We start from the raw sequence: 17,118 nt of genomic DNA on the forward strand, positions 1-17,118 counted from the left end.
GCACGCGCCTCAGACGTCCACCGAGGCGCCCGGCGCCAGCCTGCTGTGGTCCGTACCGCCGAGGGACCCGAGCAGGCTCCCGTAGAGCCCCAGGCCGGGCTCCGCCAGCAGTACGTCATGGATGTCGTACGCACGCACCGGCTTGACCTCGCGGAGGTAGTCGATCACCTCGGAGGCCTTGCTCCAGGGCGCCTGGAGGGGCAGCAGCAGGGTGTCGACGGGCTGGTCGGGCACGGTCAGCGCGTCGCCCGGGTGGAAGAGGGAGCCGTCCACGAGATAGCCGACGTTGGTGACGCGCGGGAGGTCGGGGTGGATCACGGCGTGCAGTTCGCCGTGGACCCGGACGTCGAACCCGGCCACGGTGTAGGCATCGCCGTGGCCCACGGTGTGGACGCGGCCGGGGAAGGCCGCGGAGATCTGGTCGGCGACGCTGCGCGGCGCCCACAGCTCGGCGGCCGGGTTGGCCTCCAGGCCGGCCCGCAGCCGGTCCTCCGCGAAGTGGTCGGGGTGTTCGTGTGTGACGAACAGGGCGTCCGCGCCGACCGCCGCGTCCGCCTCGGTGAACATGCCGGGGTCGATGACCAGTGTCCGCCCGTCCTTCTCCAGCCGGACGCAGGCATGTGTCTTCTTGGTGAGCCTCACCGCGGAGCACCTCTCCCTCTGAGCGCTGTGGGACCGAACGTCGTGGGACCGAACCGCCCAGGTCCCGTCCCCCTCATCCTCCTACGACCGGGGGCGCGTCTCCTCCTGGATCACGGTCGCCGCGACGCGGAACGCGGAGTTCGCCGCGGGGACACCGCAGTAGACGGCCGTCTGCATCAGCACTTCCTTGATCTCGGCCGGCGTGAGGCCGTTGCGCAGGGCCGCGCGCGTGTGGAAGGCCAGCTCCTCCAGGTGCCCGCCCGCCACCAGCGCCGTCAGCGTCACCGCGCTGCGGGTCCTGCGGTCCAGGCCCTCCCTGGTCCACACCTCGCCCCAGGCGTAGCGCGTGATCAGCTCCTGGAAGTCGCCGGCGAAGTCGTCGGCGCCGGACATGGCCCGGTCCACGTGTGCGTTGCCGAGGACCTCACGGCGTACCCGCATGCCCGTCTCGTACGGGTCGCGCCGTACCGGGCCGGGAAGACCGCCCACGGCCCGCGGCTGCTCGGCGGGGGCGATCTCGGCCACCGGGCCGACGGTCGGGGAGACGGCGGGGGCGACGGCCCGGTCGGGCAGCACGGTCAGTCCGGTGGCGGTGTCCGAGGGGTTGAACCAGGCCGTGGAGAAGTGGTGGACGAGCAGGTCCGTGACGGCGGCGGGCTGCTCGACGGGCGCCAGGTGCGAGGCGCCGGGGACGAGGGCGAGCCGGGCGTCAGGTATCCCGGCGACCAGGGTGCGCGCCTCGGCAGGACCGGTGACCTGGTCCTCGGCACCGACCAGCACCAGGGTGGGGACGCTGATACGGCCCAGCTCGGCGCGGATGTCGAAGGCGGCGAGCGCCTCGCAGGCGGCGATGTAGCAGCCGGGGTCGGTGGTACGGACCATCTGGACGGCCCACTCGACGATGGCCGGCTGGGCGGCGGCGAAGCCGGGCGTGAACCAGCGCTCGGGCGCGGTACGGGCCATCGGGTCGAGGCCGTTGGCGCGGACGATCACCCCGCGCTGGCGGAATTCGTCGGCGGTGCCGAAGCGGGGCGAGGCGGCCACCACGGCGAGGGACGCGATCCGGTCGGGGCGGCGCAGCGCCAGCTCGGCCCCGATGGCCCCGCCGACGGAACACCCCGCGTACCCGAAGCGCTGCACACCGAGCGCGTCGAGCGTGGCCAGCAGCCGCTCCGCGAGTTCGGGAACGCTGGTGGCGGGGTGCGCGGGGGCCCCGCCGTGCCCCGGCAGGTCGAAGCGGACCACCCGCCAGCTCCGGGCCAGCTCGGGTACCTGCCGGTCCCACATGTGCCATGTAGTACCGAGGGACGGCCCCAAGATCAACACTGGAGCGTCTTCTGGCCCGTCAGAGCGGTATTGCAGGGTCTTCTCTGTCGTCAGACTCACGCCCCGCACGGTCTCACATCCCACAGAATCTCACGAAGGGCGGCCGGGGCGCCGTGCAGCCCCTCCCACGTCCTGGCCGCCGGGCGGAGATCCTCTACGTCCGGCTTGATGGAGAAGCGTCTCGTCGTGGCGATGTTCGAGTGACGCCCAACGGGGGCGAGGATACGCACGAGCGAGGTAGAGATGCACCCTGCGGAGACCGGCCAACGCCATGAGCTCGTACGCCCGAGTCCTCAGTTGCTTGACGGTATGAACCACTCCGACCGGGGCGGGCAACGGGAGAAGCGAATCTTGACGGCTTCAAGAGTGGCCATGCTGAGAGGCGGTGCCGTGTGGTCGATCTGCCCTCCGGCAGACGACTCGATCACAAGCTCACCGATGACTACCCTGGCCCCGGAAGCCCTGTCGAGCAGCTCGGGCAGATCGACGGTACCGTCTTCGATCTCTTCCATGAAATTGGTGGAGATTGGTCCGACCGAGGAGAGGGCGCGGTATCGGTCGCTGGTGTATCCGAGAATTCCCGAAAGCAACAGGCCGTTTCCCCGATCGGGCCCGTCCCGCTCCCTGCATGAGGCTGACCACATCCACATCACGGACCACCTGCGAGAGAAAGCACCGGTCCGGACCACCGCCGCCGAGCTGGGCCGCAGCCCGTCCACCACCAGCCGGGAGATACGCCGCAACGGCATGCCTCCACGGGGTGATGCCACTCGCCGGGCCTACCGACCACATGCCGCGCAGAGCCGTGCTGACGCCCGTCGGCCCCGGCCCGAGCCCGGCAGGATCGGCCAGGACCTTGGGCTGCGGGACTTCATCCAGCGCCACCTCGAACGCCGTTGGCGTCCGGAGCGGATCTGCCAGTCCCTCTACGTCCAGGGCCGGGAGAACTCCGCCGCGAGCTGACCCGGGCCCTGCGCACCGGGCGAGCCGTGCGCCGGCCCCGGCGCCGTCAGCCGGGCTACCCAGCCCCGATGGTGATGATCAGCCAGCGCCCTTCGGAAGTTGAGACAACGGGTCGGCCACTCCCGCCCCCGGGGCACCGGCCACAGGGGCGGTCGTGGAGCGCGTCCTCGGGCGTACCGCGATGGTGTGATCGGGGCCGCGTGCGCGTGACAGAGCCATCGCGGTGTCGTTGGGCACCGTGCCGGGGGAGGCGTCTGCGCTCGTCATAATCGTCAGACATCGGCCCTGCCTTGAACTGAAGGAGCAGAACATGCCAGGAGTAGTAGTGGTCGGCGCGGGACCGGGGATCGGAAAGTCCGTAGCCGACCGGTTCGCGCGGGAGGGGCTCTCCGTCGTGGCGATCGCGCGCAACAGGGAGACGCTCAAGGCAGTGGCAGACGAGATCGGACAGCGCGGCCGGAAGGTCTTGGCCCTCACCGCCGACAGCACCGACGAGAAGGCACTGCACGCCGCGCTCGATACCGCCGCGGCGGAGGTGGGGCCACTCGACGTCGTGGTGTACAACGCAGCGCTGATCCGCCGGGATTCGCCCGGCGAGCGTGACGCGCGCGGGCAGTTGGACGCCTGGGCGGTCAACGTCGTCGGCGCTCTCAGCGCCGCATCGCACGTGGCACCGGGCATGGCGGAGAGGGGCCACGGCACGATCCTCATCACCGGTGGCATGCCGCAGCCCGATCCCCGCTACATCAGCCTGAGTCTGGGAAAGCTGGGGGTGCGCAATCTGGTCAGTCTGCTCCACGCGGAGTACGGCTCCTCGGGGGTCCATGTCGCCTCCGTGACCGTTCCGGGCGCGGTCGCTCCCGGTACCGCCTACGATCCGGATGACATCGCCGAGCACTACTGGCGGTTGCACACCCAGTCAAGGGGCGACTGGGAGCACGAGGTGGCACACGGGGGCATCCCCGTCGCCTAGGCGGCCATGTCGTTTCCGCCCCCGGTCAAGGGTCCCCTTTCGGCCTCCGGGCGCTGTGGCGCCTCATTCTGTTTGGAAGGCCGCGGGCGGGACCGCGTACAGCTGGCCGGATGGGAAAGAGATGACAATTCCGTGAACAGCAAAACAAGAAGCGTAATAACGGATTCCGTTCTCTGTGACCCCATGTAATCCATGGTTCAGCGAGTTGCCCGGCAGGTCGGCGCGTACCGGGAATCCCGGCGCGAAGCCCATTCTTCACTCTTGCGCCGCAAGGAAATTCGCCTCCGGCGGGGACGGCCGCACCAAGGCGTCAGCGGCGCCACCGCGGCTGGTCCGGCCCCCGGGCGCCGCATCACGGAACGTGACCACCCTCTCTCTGCGAATGACTCGAACCTGACCACTTTCAGACCATGACTTGAACCTGTCAGGTTGTCCTGGGGTGTTCATCGCGCGATGGGTACGCTGCGAGTTCGAACTGGCTTACGCATTCAGGGGGAATTTTTCCATGTGCCGCAGACCAGGCAGCAACGCCGGATACGCGCGGAGAACGGTGCCCGCCGCCGTGTGGCCGGGCGCACGGATCACGGGACACCCCTCATGAACGGTTTAGAAACCGCCGGGCTTCGGCCCGTGAAGGTTCTCAGGACGGAGCGGTCCGGCGTCGACCGCCGTTCCGGCTGGGGCGACCTGGTCGCCACGGTCTGTGGGCCGCTCCAGGTCCGTGGGGCCGGGAGGGACGGTTTCGAGGGGGCCATCGTCACCGGCGCGTTCGGCGCCGTCCAGCTCGCGGCGGTCCGCTCAGGGCCGCACGCCGTCGAGAAGACCGAACTGCACGCTGCCCGGGCACACTCCAGCCCTCTCTACCTCACCTGCATCCTGGACGGCGAAGTCCAGGTCAGCCAGGGGGGAACCACCGCCCTGGTCCGGGCCGGCAGCCTGTTCTCGTACGACAGCTCCTCCCCGTTCACTCTGCGGATGCGCCAACCCATCCACATGGTGGCCGTCAAGTTCGACCACCGCCTGGTCGATCTCAGGCCCGGCCAGGCGCATCCCCTCTGGGCCGCCACCTGGTCCGGCCGTGAAGGGGTCGGCGTGCTCCTCGCCGACCTGCTGCGGAGCGTGGCGTGCCACATGACCGAACTGGACACCTCGGTCGCCGATCACCTGGGGAGCAGCGTGGCCAGCCTGGTCAGCGCGGTGTGCGCGGAGAAACTGGGGCACTCGGGCAGCGATGCCGCCGCCGCGCGGCAGGCCCTGCTGCATCGGATCAGGACCTATGCGCGCGGGCGCCTCGGTGACCCGGACCTGACTCCTCCCGAGCTGGCCAGGGCTCACAACATCTCCCTCCGCTATCTCCAGATCCTTTTCCGGGACGAGGGAACCAGCCCCGCTCTCTGGATACGCAACGAGCGCCTCGAACGATGCCGTGACGATCTTCGGAACCCGCGGACGACCCACCTGACCGTGGCCAATATCGCGGGGCGGTGGGGTTTGCACGGCGCTTCGCACTTCAGCAGGATCTTCCGTGATCGCTACGGGGCCACCCCCCGGGAGTGGCGGAAGAAGACGTTGCTTCTCCCTCCGTGAGCCGTCGGCCGTAGTCGTCCCGCATTCCGCGTGCGCGAACCCGCCACACCGCATGCGCGTTCGCGCGAAAAGGAACACCGGCCGGGCTCGATACTGAAATCTGAGCGCACAATGCCGGGGGATGCCGTGCCTTTGTTCTGCGCGGTCCCGGCAGTTGTCGGTACAAGTTTCCGTCATCGTCCGTACCATCACCCCTTGCGAACGAGGTCTCTTCGCATGCTCAGTCCCACAAGGATAGGAATAGTAGGCGGCGGCGCTTCCGCGGTATGTCTGCTCGACGCACTGAGCCAGCGTGACGAAGTCCCCGAGGCCGTCACGGTCTTCGACCCCTCCCCCCACCCCTGGCGCGGGCGCGCCTATCAGCCGGACTCCGCGGTCCTGTGGGTGAACGCCCCGCCCGAGGACATGACCGTACGGGCCCACGATCCGGGGCACTTCGCCCGCTGGTTGCAGGCGCGCCGCTCGGCTCTGGGGGCGCGCGCCGACTACACGGACCCCAGGTCGGGCATCTCCTTCGCGCCACGCGCCGTCTACGGGGACTATCTGGAACAGTCCGCCCGAGGCGCGCTCAACCGCCTCGCCGTCCGGGGCAGCGCCATCGTCTTCGTCCGGAAGGCGGTTACGGACCTGGCCCGTGACAAGGGGGCTTTCGTCGCGCGCACCGCAGACGGCGCGCCGTACCCCCTGGACCATGTGGTGCTCTGTGTCGGAAACGGCGCTCCCGCGGACCCCCACGGACTGTCGGGGACTCCCGGGTTCGTTCCCGAGCCGTATCCCGTGGCGAGCCGGTTGTCCGGCATCGACGCCGGGGCCCGGGTGGTCGTGGTGGGCAGCGGGCTGACCGCCGTCGACGCCGTGCTGGCGCTGACGGCGGCGGGCCATGAGGGGAGCATCGTCCTCGCCTCGCGGCGCGGGGTGCTGCCCAGCGTCCGCCAGCGGTTCCTGAACCACGAGTTGCGGCACTTCACCATGGCGCGCTTCCGTACCATGCTGGCGCGGGGCGAGACTCTCACCGTGGCCGGCGCCACCGCTCTCATGGGGGACGAACTCACCGCGGCGGGTTCCGGGCTCGAACGCATCGCCCACGAGATCACCTCGGCGCACAGCGAAGACGCTGTCGAACGGCTGCGCCGGGGAATCGACGCGGTGGACGACACGGACCCGGGGATGCGCATCCTTCAGCGCGCCGTTCCCGAATCCGGGCCCGACGTATGGCAGTTGCTTCCCGAACAGGACCGGACGCTGTTGCTGCGCCACCACTACAGGACCATCATGACCCTGTGCTGCCCGATGCCGGCGGCCAGCGCCGCGACCCTGTTGCGGCTGGCCGACAGCGGTCAGCTGGCGTTCACCCGGGGCGTCGGGCGGATCACCAAGGGCTCCGGCGGCTTCGAGGTCCACACCGCTGACGGTTTCCACCGGGCCGACGTTGTGATCAACGCGGTCAGTCCGCCCGGGCACCGTGTCCCTCCCGCCGCCGAAGCGCTGATCACCTCGCTCACCGAACGAGGCTTGGCCACCCGGCATCCGCGCGGTGGAGTGAGCGTCACTCGGGCCACCAGCGGGCTGAGCGTCGAGGGAGTGACCGACAAACAGCTCTACGCCCTTGGCGACCTGACCTCCGGATCGCTCTTCTTCACCTTCGGCATCCCCTCGCTGGTGGACCGGGCCGTCGACATCGCCGACGCCATCCACCGGGACGCCACCCGGCACGCGGTCGCCATGCAGACCGTCTGACCCACCCCTCAGGCGAACCACGAACCACGAATGACGAATAGGAGCACCCGGAATGACCGACACAGCGGTCCACGAGCGGGCCGGTTATCTCGCGGACACCCACACCGGGCTTCCCCTGCCCACGCCACCCGTGTTCGAATCCGTGGACGATGAGCGCAGGCACCACAAGCAGCGCCTTGCGGCGGCCCTGCGCCTGTTCGGCAAGTACGGCTACGGCGAGGGGATTTCGGGACACATCTCGGTACGAGACCCCGAGAACGAGGACCAGTTCTGGGTGAACCCGTTCGGTGTCTCCTTCAGCAAGGTGAAGGTGCGCGACCTCCTCCTGGTCGATGCCGAGGGCCGCGTGGTCAGCGGACACCACCGGGTCAACCCGAGCGCCTTCGTCATCCACTCCGCCATCCACCGCGCCAACCCCGGTGCCACCGCCGCGGCCCACGGTCACACCCCCTACTCGCGGGCCCTGGGTGCCCTCGGCAGGCTCCTGGAGCCGCTCGACCAGGAATCCGCCATCTTCTATCGGAACCAGGTCCTCTACGACGCCTACGAAGGGCCGTCCATCAACGTCGAACAGGGCCAGGACATCGCTGCCGAACTCGGCGACAACCGCGCCATACTGCTGCGCCACCACGGCCTGATCACCGTCGGCGGCTCGGTCGACGAGGCGGTGCACTGGTTCTTCACCTATGAGAGCGCCGCCCACGTGCAACTGCTGGCGGCGGCTGCCGGTGAGGTCAAACCGATGAGCGACGCCCAGGCCGTTGCCGCACGCGACGGATTCGGCGACCGGCAGCTCGGCTGGTTCAGTTTCCAGCTGCTGTGGGACGAGATCACCAGCGAGCAGCCCGATCTGCTGGAGGAGTAGCGTCCGTCCGGGCACTGGACGCCGGGCACACGTCCTCCGTACAGAGGCGCGGTCCCGCCCGCCGCCCGCGGTCCGCGGTCCGTCCCCGCACAGGGGACGGACCGCGGGCGGCGGGCGCTGTGTACCGGTACGGGGCGCCGGCCGCTGGGCGGGGACGGCAGGGGCTACTCGCCGGCGTCCGCCGTGGCGGCGCCGGCCGGAGCGGTCCTGGTGGCCCGCTTCCCGCGCAGCCGGTCGGTGCCCGCCGCGGCGACCACCGCGAGGACCGAGACGGCCGCGATGAGGATGATCACCCACGTTCCCCGGTGGTAACCGGACAGGGCCAGCGCGGGGCTCGGTTCGCCGCCCTCGCCGCCCATCCGTACCGTCACCACGGCCAGTACCACCGCGGCGCCCACCTGGTAGCCGGTTTGGAGGATGCCCGCGGCGAGGCCCTGCTCCGATTCGTCCACGCCCTTGGTCGCCAGCACATTGGCCGCGGTGAAGGCGAAGGGGAAGCCGATGCCGATCAGCACCATGCTCGGCAGGACGACCGTCCAGTACGAGGAGCCCTCACCGATCCGCAGGAAGAGCAGGAAGGCGACGGTGTAGGCGAGCATGCCTCCGAAGATCATCCAGCGCACCCCGATGGGGCCGATCAGCTTTCCGGCGCGCGGCGCGAAAGTCAGGATCAGCAGCCCGATCGGCAGGAAGCCCAGGGCCATTTCCAGCGGCGACCAGCCCCGGTAGGACTGGAGGTAGAGGCTGCCGACGAACTGGTAGCTCATGTAGGTGCCGAGGATCGCCGCGGCGATCAGGCTGGCGCCCACCAGAGACTTGTTGCGCAGCAGTCCCAGCCGCAGCAGCGGTTGGGGGGCGCGCGACTCGATGAACGCGAAAGCGGCCAGGAGCACGGCCACGAGGGCGAAGAGAACCAGAGTGGAGCCGGAGGCCCATCCTTCGGAGGGCGCCTGGACGATGGCATACACGAGCAGGAGCATGCCCGCGGTGACGGTGACCGCGCCGGCCGCGTCGTAGTGGCGCTTGGTGCCGTCGTGTGCCTGGTCCTTGGGGACCAGGACGAGGGCGCCGACCAGAGCGGCGAGCGCCACCGGCACGGAGAGCACGAAGGTCCATCGCCAGCTCGCTTCGGTGAGCCCGCCGCCGACCACCACGCCGATGGAGTACCCCACCGCACCGCAGGCCGTGTAGATGCCGAGAGCCCGGTTGCGCTGTGGGCCTTCCGGGAAGTTGCCGATCACGATCGCCAGGGCGGAGGGCGCGGTGAGCGCGGCTCCGATGCCCATCACCAGCCGGCCGACGATCACCAGCAGCCCGCTGGTCGCGAGGCCGCCGACGAGGGAGCCGACCGCGAGTACCGCGAGCCCGGCGATGAACACCCGCCGCCGGCCCAGCAGGTCGGACATCCGCCCGCCCAGCAGCAGGAAGCCGCCGAAGCCGAGTACGTAGGCGCTCACCACCCACTGAGCGGCCGACGTGCTCATGTCAAACTCGTCCTTGATCTGCGGGGTGGCGATTCCGACCATGATGTTGTCGAGTGCGTCCAGTGAGAACGCGCCGCACACGACCACGAGCATGAGCCATTCCCGCAACCCCCAGTGCACCTTCCGCTCCTGCCCCCCGGGAGGTAAGGGCCCGGTCGCCGGGGCGTCGTTCGTCACAGCCATGAATGATTCTCCTTCTGGTGAAATGCTGCTTCGCTGTCGGGGTCGGAGCGCCTCGGCGGGAGGGGGGACCGGGTGAAGCCGCAGGACCCTGGAGGGGGTCGCCGGCCGGATGGCGAATGCGGCTGGGGCAGCGCGATTCCCCGACTTCTATACTAACCTCTACGTAAAGCTAACGAACGGCTGACCCGTCGTCAAGGAGGCCCTGTGGCAAGGCTCGGACGCCCTCGTACATTCGATCGGGACGAAGCTCTGCATACGGCCATGATGGTCTTCTGGGAGCGCGGTTTCGAAACCACCTCGACCACCGACCTCAGCGCGGCCATGGGAATCAGCCCACCCAGTCTCTACGCCGCCTTCAAGAACAAGGAGACCCTGTTCCAAGAGGCGATCGGGCTCTACGAGACCACGGAGGCCGAAGCCTCACGGCGGGCGCTGGAGGAGGCGCCCACCGCCCGCGAGGCGGTATCGGCGCTGCTGCACAAAAGCGTCGACCAGTTCACCGCCGACAACAAGCCGCGCGGCTGCATGATCGTGCTCGCCGCCACCAACTGCGCCTCCGACCACGAGTCCATCCGTGACTTCGCGCTGCGCTGCCGGGCCCGTACGAAGACCACCATCAAGAGCAGGCTCGACGCCGCCGTGGGCGGGGGCGAGCTGGCCGGGGACACGGACACGGACAAGATCGCCGCGTTCTACACCACGTTCCTCAACGGTGTCTCGCTCCAGGCGCGTGACGGGACGGACGCCGCGCAGCTGCACTCCTTGGTGGACATGGCGATGGCCGCTTGGAGCGCGTCGGCAGGCCCCCGGCCCGTTACCGCCGCCTGACGCGGAATTCGGTCCTGGCGCCGCCCGACACGGCCGGCGCCAGGACCGGATCGACCCACGGCTTCACGTGCGGGCCCTCCGGGGACGCGCACGGCCACGCTCACGCCCGAGTCACGGAGGCACGATGAGCCCGACACACCCGCCGACCGCCTTTCACCCCGCCCTGGAAGCCGATGGCGACAGCGCGCACCCAGCCGCCTGGCGGGCCGCCGGACGACCACCGTCCGCGGCCCTCTCCATACGGGCGCTCACCGCCACCGTGGAGCCGGCCCGGTCCGCGGGATTCGCCCTGGCCACCTTCGACGACGGTCCCCTCCCTCCGCACCCGGCGCCCCATGCCGCAGTGCGGCCGGACGCCGGGGTCCGAGCCGCCCCTCTCTCCACACGCACCGACCGGATCGGGCTCGCGCCCACCATCCACGTCTTCGCCACGGCGCCGGCCTTCTCCGAGGCCGTGGTGACCCATGCGATCTGACAACCTGTCCCCCGGGCTCGGCCACGACCCGTCCGCCCACGTTCACCTGGGGCTCTTCTACACCGGAGTCGGCCCCCAGCTGCTCTGGACGGCTCCGGGAGCGGCGCCCCACCACCACGTCGACACGTTCCTGCGAGTCGTCCGTACGCTGGAGCACGGTCTCTTCGACGTCTTCTTCCTCGGGGAAGGACTGCGGGTGCGCGAGAACCGCGGGCGGGTTCTCGAACTCGACGTGGCCGGGCGGCCCGACGCCATCACCCTGCTGGCCGCGCTCGCCGCCGCCACCGACCACATCGGCCTCGTCGCCACCCAGAACACCACCTACAACTACCCGGCCGACCTCGCCCGCAGGCTGGCCTCGCTGCACCTGGTCTCCGAGGGCAGGGCCGGCTGGAACATCGTCACGACCGACAACGCCTGGACCGGGGAGAACTTCCGGCACGGTGGCTGGCTGGCACACGAGGACCGCTATGAGCGGGCCGACCAATTCGTGCGCGCCGCCAAGAGCCTGTGGACGGCCTGGGACGGCGACGCGGTGGCCGCCGACGGAGCCGCGGCGGCCTGGGCCCGGCCGGGCGCGATCAGGCAGGTGGCGGCCGCGACCCCTCTGCTGCGGATGCGTGCCACGCCGACCGTGCCGGCCGGTCCCGGTGGGCCGGTGCTCTTCCAGGCCGGCGACTCTCCCGGCGGGCGCGACCTGGCGGCCCGTCACGCCGACGTCGTCTTCACCACCAACACCACCTACGACAAGGCGCTGCGGTACGCCGAGGATCTCACCGCGCGCCTGGCCTCCTACGGCAGGTCGCGCGAATCCCTGCGTATCATGCCGGGCGCCGTGGTGGTGCTCGGAGACACGCGGGAGGAGGCACAGGAGAAGCTTCACTGGATGAGGAACGAGGAGAACAACGGTCCGCGTGCCCTGGCATTCCTGGAGCAGTGGTGGGGCAAGGACCTGTCGGGCTACGATCCCGACGGACCCCTGCCCGACATCGAACCGACGGACGCGGAACTCGACCCGTCCCGGGGGACCGTGGCGCGCGACCGGCGCAGCGGCAAGCGGGCGATCATCGAGGGCTGGCGGCGGATGGCCGGCGAGCGCGGCCTGTCCATCCGGGAACTGGTGATGGAGGTCGGCCCCGGACACGACGTCTTCTGCGGCACACCGCAGCAGGTGGCCGACGAATGGGGCCACTTCGTCCGCACCCGTGTGGTGGACGGTTTCAACATCACACCGCAGACGATCCCGGGCACGATCGAGGAGATCGTCGGCAAACTGGTACCCGCCCTCCAGGAGCGCGGCCTGTACCGGACCGCCTATCAGGGCGGTACCCTGCGCGAGAATCTGGGCCTGCGGGCCACCTGACACCCTGACACCCTGGCGCGGGGCCAACCCCGCGCCAGGGTGTCAGGTGGCCCGCCGACAGGTCAGACGTCCTGGCCCTGGGTGTTCTTGCTCAGCCAGGTGGCGGCGTCCGCAGGGGACTTGATGGCGTCCCACATGGCCGCCGGGTCGTTGAAGTTGTTGACGAACGCGTCGGCGACCCGGGGAACGGCCGTGGCGGTGGCGAAGATCTCGCCCAGGTGCTCCGGCGGCGGTCCGATGTTGAGGTTCGACCACGCCACCACCGGCTCGGCGATGCCCCACAGCCGGTCGGCCACCCGCCGGGCGAACACCTCGTCGAACGGCGGCCCGTCCGTGATCAGCGCCGCCAGTGCGAAGGCGGACCGGGAGCCCAGGTTCGCGCCCTGCCCGGTGAGCGGGTCGTTGACCACCCAGGCATCCCCGAGCGCCAGCGCGATCCGCCCCGAGGGCAGAGTGGCCCAGCTCTCACGTACCGTCGGCGTGATCCCGCCCTGCACCACGTCACCGGCGCGCGCCAACCCGAAGTCGCTCTCCGTGATCCGCTCACGCAGTTCCGGGGCGTGGTCCGCGACGAGTTTGAGCAGGGTCCGCTCGAAGCCGGACTGGTCCTTGGCGTGGTCGTACGCCGCCAGTTGCTCCAGCGGACCGCCGGGCAGGGCCTCGACGACCATGCCGTGCACGGGGCCGTCCGCGGTGAGAATCCGGGTGGAGAAGATCTCCCCGACCTCGGTGACCTGGAAGTGGATCCACCCGGGGTCGGAGGGGGCGATGCCCCGGAACAGCCCGGCGGTCAGCACACGTTGCGGCTCCGTGTAGGGCGAGCGGGCCGGGTCGCGCGGGAAGAGCCCGGTGGCGGCGCGGCCCGAGGCCACCACGACCAGGTCGTGGTGACGGGAGATCCGGTCGATCTCGGCGACCTCCGGGCGTAGCGGCTCGACCCGTCCGCCCCGCTCCTGGTAGTCGGCGGTGAGCCGTGGCAGGTAGAGGCGGAAGTCGATCCCGCTCGCCGGTTCGTCGAGGCGGCCGAAGAAGTGGATGCCGGGATCTCCGGGCGCGACCAGGTTCACACCGTGGGTGTCGTTCTCGGGCTGGTCCCAGTGCGCGACGCCCAGGTCCCGTTCGCGCTGCCGGGTGCGGCCGAAACGTACCGGCAGATTGCTCGGACGTCCCGCGGCGACCTCCTCCGCACTGCGTTCCGTGTAGACCGTGGTGGTGATCCCGGTCTGTTGCAGCCGCAGCGCCAGGTGCAGTCCGGAGATGCCTGCTCCCACTATGGCGATGTCTGGCATGGTGCTCCTTTACGGCGTGGTGGGGTGGAGAGCGCGGCGGGGGCCGCCGCTGTGTTCACCGGAATTGCGGGATGACGTGCTCGGCGAAGAGTTCCAGCGAACGCGTGGCGCGGTCGGCGGGCAGTCCTGGTGCCCGGCCGAAGAAGATGACCCGTTCGACGTCGCCCAGGGGTTTGACCCGTTCCCTGATTCCCTCGGCCACGACGTCGGGCGGGCCCACCAGGAAGAGTTCACGGGGCAGGTCGTCGACGGAGGGCAGACCAGGGTTGCCGAACCACTCCTGGAATGTGTTGAGCAGGTACCAGTAGTGTTCCTTGACCTCCTCCCAGCCCTGCTCGGCGTCCTCGCAGACGTAGACACCGGGGGTGACGATGGCGGTCACACCGAAGGCCGCCGGATCGTGGCCGTGCGCGGCGAGTGTCTGCCGGTAGAGATCCAGGATCTCCGGCTGGGTGCCGAGGTCGGGCATGAAGCGCAGCCCGTGGCGGCCGGCGCGCAGTGCGGCTGCCTTGCTGCCACCGCCGATCCACAGGGGGGGGCCGGGGCTCCGGGGGGCCGGGGTGAGAGTTACCCGGTCGAAGGAGAAGTGCTTGCCGGAGTGGGAGAAGAGGCCCCCGCGGAATGCCTTCTGCAAGATCTCCACGGTCTCTTCGGTGCGGGCCCCGCGCTGGGTCCGGTCCACGCCGAACAGCTGGAACTCCTCGTCCCGGTAGCCGGGGGCGAGCCCGAGTTCCAGCCGGCCGCCCGAGAGCAGGTCGGTGACGGCGGCGTCCTCCGCCAGGCGCAGCGGGTGGGTCAGGCTGGCCAGCAGCATCGCCGTACCGAGCCTGATGTCCCGGGTCCTGGCGGCGATGGCCGTCAGCGCCGGGAAGAGAGACGGCAGATAGCCGTCCTCGGTCAGATGGTGCTCGGAGAGCCACACGGATTCAAAGCCCAGCTCCTCGGCCCCGGTCGCCAGGGAGAGGGATTCCTCGTAGACCTCTTCCCAGGGTTGGCGCCAGCGCACCGGGTTGCGGAAGTCCAGCCATATTCCGAATTTCACCGATTCTCCTCGGGTTCAGTGGCTTTTTCGTTGGAGTGAGGGAGGGGCCGGGACCCGGACCGGGTCCGGCCGGGCGGTCCCCCGGATACGGCCTGACGGTCCCGCGCGCCCGACAGGGGCGCGGGACGGCGCTCAGGCGTCGGCAAGGGCGTGCAGGGCGCCGTTGAGCGACACCAGCGGGGGGCGCCTGCGCCCTCCGCCGGTCTGTGTCACCCGGCCGATCAGCACGGTGTGGTCTCCGAAGTCGCGCCAGTCGTGAAGGGTGCACTCCAGCCAGCCAGGCGCGTCCAGCACCAGCGCCCCGGTACGGGGGCCCGGTGAGGTCGCGCAGGTCAGCAGGGCCCTGGCCCGGGTCTCCCGGTCCGGGGCGCTGAAGGATCTGGCGAGGTCGTCGCCCGCCACGTCGAGGATCGACACCGCCCATACCCTCGCCGCGAGCAGGTCGGTGAGAAACTCCGAGTCTCGGCGCAGGGCGAGGGAGATCAGTGGAGGTTCCAGGGAGACAGAGGCGAGGGAGCGTACTGTCACCGCGTCGTGCCGCCGTTCTCCCTCCACCTCCGTGTAGGTCGTCGCCACACAGATCCCGGTGACGAAGGTGTGCATGGTCGCTTGTAGATCCAGGGGCACGTGGAGCCTTTCGGTCTCGGATATCCGGTCGGCGGCTCGGTCCCGGGTATTCCGGTCGGCGGCACCCGGCGTTGCGAGCGTATGCGGCGAAAAGGCGGGAGAACCGCGCGCACGCGCATACGAAGTGCGCGGTTCGCGCAGAGGTTGTTGTCAGCCGGGCAACCGGGCGGACAGGGCGGATTTGCGCAGCTTGCCGGTGGCCGTTCTCGGCAGTTCGTCCTCCGTCAGCGCCTCAAGGTGCTCCACGGTGGCTCCGAAGCGGCTGCGCACCTTCTCGCGCACCAGCCCTTCCGCCTGCGGTACGGGGAACTCCGGACGCGGGCGGAAGAAGACGGCGAGCCTGCCCGGGGCGCCGGGAAGGCCGCGGGCCACCGTGGATGACGGTGTGACACAGGCGAGTTCCTCGACGGCCTCCTCGATCTCATGGCTGTGGTAGCGGGCGCCGGCCACCTCGATCACGTCGTCGGCCCGGCCGGTCACGGTCACTTCTCCGGCGTCGACGAAGGCCAGGTCGTCGGTGACCAGCCAGCCGTCGGCGGTGAGCGGCGCCCGCCGGTACACGCCTCCCTCCAGGAATCCCCCTGCCACCGGCAGCCCGGTGACCTGGAGACGGCCCACGGCACGCTCCGGCAGCAGTTGGTCCTTCTCGTCCACCACACGCAGCGACACCCCGGGGTGCGGCATGCCCACCGGCACGAAGCGGCGGAAGGGCCCCCCGTGCGGTGAGAAGACACTGTCCACGACACCCGAGGCGGTCTCCGGCATGCCCCAGCCGGGATGGACGGCGGTGGCGGGCAGCCCGTACCGCGAGAGCGCCGCGACGAAGCGGTGGGCCACCCGGTCCTTCACCGCCTCGCCGCCGTTCATGATGTACCGCAGCCCGCTCAGATCCCAGGAGCGGTCGACCGGTTCATCGAGCCGGTCGGCGACCAGCGCGAAGGCATGGTTGGGTGCCCAGGTGGTGTCGACGTGCTCGGCCGCGGCCACGTCGAGCCACCGCAGGGGGTCCGCGCGGACCCAGCCGGTGTCGGCGTGCACCTGGTGGCAGGTGAGGAAGACATCCCGTACGTGGAACATCACGATGCCGCTCACATGGTCGAGGGGCATCCAGTTGAGGGTCCTGGTGTGCTCGTCGAGACCGCGGACCAGGGCGGTGGCGTGGGCCCGGCTGAGGATGTTGCGGTGGGTCAGCGGCACCGCCTTGGGCCGCCCGGAACTGCCCGACGTGAGGGTGAGCGCCGCCAGGTCCTCGGGGCGGGCGGGGTGCCGGGCGAGGTCGGGTGCCGGGGCCCGCAGGGTGCCGGGCCGTCCGAGCCACCGTAGGCCACGGGGCACTGTGTCCGGTTCCTCGTCGCCGGTCAGCCATGCCGTGCCCACCGCCCGGTGGGCGTCGGCGAGCGCCTCGTCCGCGCCGCCCGGCGGCAGCGGCAGCGGTGCCAGGCCGCCGAGTACACAGGCCCAGAAGACCGTGAGCAGATCGGCGGGGTGAGCCGGCCGCAGGATCACGGTCTGCCCGGGCACGGCTCCCGCGGCGCGCAGTGCGGCGAGTGCCCGGGCGGCGTCGTCGTACAGCTGGGCGTAGGACCGGTGGCTCGCGTTGCCCCCGGCGTCGAGCAGGACCATGCCCCGTGTACCGCGCGCGGCGCGTGCCAGTGCCTCGCCGAGGGTGGCCACCGGCGGTGCGGGGAGCGGGCCGCCGTGCAGCAGGGCGGGTTCACCGGGCATGGTGGGCAC

Annotated in this window: 15 protein-coding genes and 1 pseudogene; 8 read left to right on the forward strand and 8 right to left on the reverse strand. The window is 70.4% G+C overall.

All coding sequences use genetic code 11. From position 1 onward, the window contains the following. Nucleotides 1-9 precede the first annotated feature (9 nt). From OG349_RS06425 to OG349_RS06435, 3 genes are all read right to left on the reverse strand, one after another. Nucleotides 10-642, reverse strand: a complete 633-nt coding sequence (locus OG349_RS06425; protein ID WP_327233665.1) for an MBL fold metallo-hydrolase — start codon at nucleotides 640-642, stop codon at nucleotides 10-12. Between the two features lie 81 nt (nucleotides 643-723). Further along, nucleotides 724-2,028: a bifunctional 3-oxoadipate enol-lactonase/4-carboxymuconolactone decarboxylase PcaDC gene (gene pcaDC, locus OG349_RS06430; RefSeq protein ID WP_327233666.1), complete on the reverse strand. Its 1,305-nt coding sequence runs from the start codon at nucleotides 2,026-2,028 to the stop codon at nucleotides 724-726. Between the two features lie 233 nt (nucleotides 2,029-2,261). Beyond that, on the reverse strand, nucleotides 2,262-2,480 hold the full coding sequence (locus OG349_RS06435) for a hypothetical protein (protein ID WP_327233667.1): 219 nt from the start codon (nucleotides 2,478-2,480) through the stop codon (nucleotides 2,262-2,264). Between the two features lie 67 nt (nucleotides 2,481-2,547). Here OG349_RS06435 and OG349_RS06440 point away from each other — a divergent pair. The 5 genes and pseudogenes from OG349_RS06440 to OG349_RS06460 form a co-directional block, all read left to right on the forward strand. Beyond that, nucleotides 2,548-3,050: pseudogene (locus OG349_RS06440) on the forward strand (transposase); the annotation flags it as partial. A 191-nt stretch (nucleotides 3,051-3,241) separates the two neighbouring features. Then, nucleotides 3,242-3,904, forward strand: a complete 663-nt coding sequence (locus OG349_RS06445; RefSeq protein ID WP_327233668.1) for an SDR family NAD(P)-dependent oxidoreductase — start codon at nucleotides 3,242-3,244, stop codon at nucleotides 3,902-3,904. Between the two features lie 630 nt (nucleotides 3,905-4,534). Then, nucleotides 4,535-5,491 carry a helix-turn-helix domain-containing protein gene (locus tag OG349_RS06450; protein WP_327233669.1) on the forward strand — a complete coding sequence of 319 codons (957 nt, stop codon included), beginning with the start codon at nucleotides 4,535-4,537 and terminating at the stop codon, nucleotides 5,489-5,491. Nucleotides 5,492-5,707: 216 nt separating this feature from the next. Beyond that, on the forward strand, nucleotides 5,708-7,228 hold the full coding sequence (locus tag OG349_RS06455) for an FAD/NAD(P)-binding protein (protein ID WP_327233670.1): 1,521 nt from the start codon (nucleotides 5,708-5,710) through the stop codon (nucleotides 7,226-7,228). Between the two features lie 52 nt (nucleotides 7,229-7,280). Next, the gene (locus OG349_RS06460; RefSeq protein ID WP_327233671.1) at nucleotides 7,281-8,093 is read left to right on the forward strand and encodes a class II aldolase/adducin family protein; all 813 of its coding nucleotides are present in this window, start codon (nucleotides 7,281-7,283) and stop codon (nucleotides 8,091-8,093) included. A gap of 164 nt (nucleotides 8,094-8,257) precedes the next feature. Here the strand turns inward: OG349_RS06460 and OG349_RS06465 are convergent, their stop codons facing one another. Next, entirely contained in the window at nucleotides 8,258-9,760 is a 1,503-nt protein-coding gene (locus OG349_RS06465; RefSeq protein ID WP_327233672.1) for an MFS transporter, read from the reverse strand. Nucleotides 9,761-10,021: 261 nt separating this feature from the next. Between OG349_RS06465 and OG349_RS06470 the strand changes: the two genes are divergently transcribed. From OG349_RS06470 to OG349_RS06480, 3 genes are all read left to right on the forward strand, one after another. Further along, a complete protein-coding gene (locus tag OG349_RS06470) occupies nucleotides 10,022-10,588 on the forward strand; it encodes a TetR/AcrR family transcriptional regulator (RefSeq protein WP_327233673.1) in 567 nt (188 codons plus the stop codon). 124 nt (nucleotides 10,589-10,712) lie between these two features. Beyond that, on the forward strand, nucleotides 10,713-11,063 hold the full coding sequence (locus OG349_RS06475; protein ID WP_327233674.1) for a hypothetical protein: 351 nt from the start codon (nucleotides 10,713-10,715) through the stop codon (nucleotides 11,061-11,063). Continuing rightward, on the forward strand, nucleotides 11,053-12,426 hold the full coding sequence (locus OG349_RS06480; RefSeq protein WP_327233675.1) for an NtaA/DmoA family FMN-dependent monooxygenase: 1,374 nt from the start codon (nucleotides 11,053-11,055) through the stop codon (nucleotides 12,424-12,426). Before OG349_RS06475 ends, OG349_RS06480 begins: the two co-directional genes overlap by 11 nt. Before the next feature lie 62 nt (nucleotides 12,427-12,488). Here OG349_RS06480 and OG349_RS06485 read toward each other — a convergent pair whose 3' ends face one another. The 4 genes from OG349_RS06485 to OG349_RS06500 all read right to left on the reverse strand — a co-directional run bounded on the left by OG349_RS06485 (nucleotide 12,489) and on the right by OG349_RS06500 (nucleotide 17,109). Beyond that, the gene (locus OG349_RS06485; RefSeq protein ID WP_327233676.1) at nucleotides 12,489-13,715 is read right to left on the reverse strand and encodes a styrene monooxygenase/indole monooxygenase family protein; all 1,227 of its coding nucleotides are present in this window, start codon (nucleotides 13,713-13,715) and stop codon (nucleotides 12,489-12,491) included. 55 nt (nucleotides 13,716-13,770) lie between these two features. Further along, nucleotides 13,771-14,757 (reverse strand): LLM class flavin-dependent oxidoreductase, encoded by a 987-nt coding sequence (locus tag OG349_RS06490; protein ID WP_327233677.1) that lies wholly within the window; start codon nucleotides 14,755-14,757, stop codon nucleotides 13,771-13,773. 132 nt (nucleotides 14,758-14,889) lie between these two features. After that, nucleotides 14,890-15,360 (reverse strand): flavin reductase family protein, encoded by a 471-nt coding sequence (locus OG349_RS06495; protein ID WP_327233678.1) that lies wholly within the window; start codon nucleotides 15,358-15,360, stop codon nucleotides 14,890-14,892. A gap of 174 nt (nucleotides 15,361-15,534) precedes the next feature. Continuing rightward, nucleotides 15,535-17,109 (reverse strand): AMP-binding protein, encoded by a 1,575-nt coding sequence (locus OG349_RS06500; protein ID WP_327238475.1) that lies wholly within the window; start codon nucleotides 17,107-17,109, stop codon nucleotides 15,535-15,537. Between the last annotated feature and the right edge of the window lie 9 nt (nucleotides 17,110-17,118).

It is taken from the genome of Streptomyces sp. NBC_01317, assembly GCF_035961655.1.
Classification (GTDB): Bacteria; Actinomycetota; Actinomycetes; order Streptomycetales; family Streptomycetaceae; genus Streptomyces.